Source organism: Bradyrhizobium genomosp. I (2014) (assembly GCF_000261685.1).
GTDB lineage: Bacteria > Pseudomonadota > Alphaproteobacteria > Rhizobiales > Xanthobacteraceae > Bradyrhizobium.
This window is the reverse complement of record NZ_AJQE01000152.1, coordinates 1-1418: the sequence shown is the minus strand read 5'-3', so window position 1 is coordinate 1418 and position 1418 is coordinate 1. Positions and strand designations below refer to the sequence as shown.

Here is a 1418-nt window from a genome sequence, read left to right as displayed (position 1 = left end):
CCCCCCCCGCCGATGCGGCCGCCCTTGCCGGCGCGGTCGAGGATGCCGAGAACGATGTCGGGCGGGGTGGCATGGGCGACGACGGCCCGCGCCGGAATCCCGAGTCGAATCCGGCTGCGGGTGAAGCCCGCATGCTCGGTCGGCAACAAGGCGCTCAGCGCGTTCGGTGGCCGCGTCGGGTCCGGCAGCGACCCCGCGGTCATCGCGCCGAAGCCCATCGCGTCGACCAGCGCGCTGTCGCCGATCGCGCCGAGCCGGTCGGCATCGGCGAAGCCGGCGAGCAGGGTGCCGGCTGGCGGCTCGGCCGCGGCGACGAACCAGCGGTCGCCGCTGCCGCCGAGCTTGAGCCCGGTCTCGATGCCGTTGCCGCCGAGCGCGGTGATCAAGCTGCTGCCCTCGCCCGCCCCGGCGACGCCGACGCATTTCACCGCGGCCATCCAGAGATTGAGGAAAAAGCCGGACGCCTTGTCCAGAAAGCGGCGCTCCGGCGTGTCGCCGCCGAGCCGCGGCGCGATCGCCTGCACCAGCCGGCGCGTCGCCGCCCCGGTTCGCGAGTGGCAGTCGTCGCCGTCGAGCAGCGCCGCATCGGCGATGTCGATCAACGGAACGTCGCGATCGGCGATGATATCGAGCGTCGCGGCGAGATTGCCGTTGATCCAGCGCAGGTGAGTCAGCACCTGTGGCGCAGCCAGCCCAAGCCGCTGCGCCCGCGCCATGCCGCCGTTGAGCGGGCTGATCGCCGCATTGGCCGGATCGGCCGCGTCGGCGACGATCTGCGCCGCCATGTTGGGCGACAGCACGGCGGCGAGCGGCACCATCGCGCCGAAATCCTGCGCGGGACGCAGCTTCACTTCGCCGCGCTCCAGCATCGCGCGCGCCGCGTCGACGTCGCGCGCCCAGCCCTCGAACAGGATCGCCATCGCAGCACTGTTGAGGATCGGCGCGGCGACCGCTCCCGGCCGAACCGGAGGCCCGGCGTGCAGCACGGTTCGCTCGGGAAAACGGATGACGTCGTGTGCGAGGGCGACGCCGCGCCAGACCGGGCGCACCGCGTGCATCCGTTGCAAGGCGGCGCGGTCGGCTGCGTGAAGCTCGGTATCGGCTCCGCGCAGGAGCGGCGCGGGATGATGATCGGCCACGTCAGGCTCCATTGATCGCGATGACGCGGCCCCGCGCGCCGACGTCGGATTTGGGCTCGCCCGATCCCAGATAGGCTCCGGCGATATCGCTGTCCTCCAGCAGCGAACGGCCGGTCCCTTCGGCGACGACCCGGCCGCCGGCGAGGACGTAGCCGCGATCCGCGATCGAAAGGGCCGCCGACACGTTCTGTTCGACCAGCAGGATGGTGAGGCCCTGATCTCGCAGCCGCTCCACGCACGCCAGAATCTCGGTCAGAACCTGCGGCGCGAGGCCGAGCG

1 protein-coding gene and 1 pseudogene are annotated in these 1418 nt (G+C 72.3%); both read right to left on the bottom strand.

Features of this window, described 5'->3' with window-relative positions; translation table 11 throughout:
• Nucleotides 1–1139 (bottom strand): oxamate carbamoyltransferase subunit AllG family protein (locus IC50_RS14785; protein WP_162131520.1); only part of this gene is annotated, 1139 nt, incomplete at its 3' end.
• Between the two features lies 1 nt (nt 1140).
• A pseudogene (locus tag IC50_RS14780) lies at nt 1141–1418 on the bottom strand (ABC transporter ATP-binding protein); the annotation flags it as partial.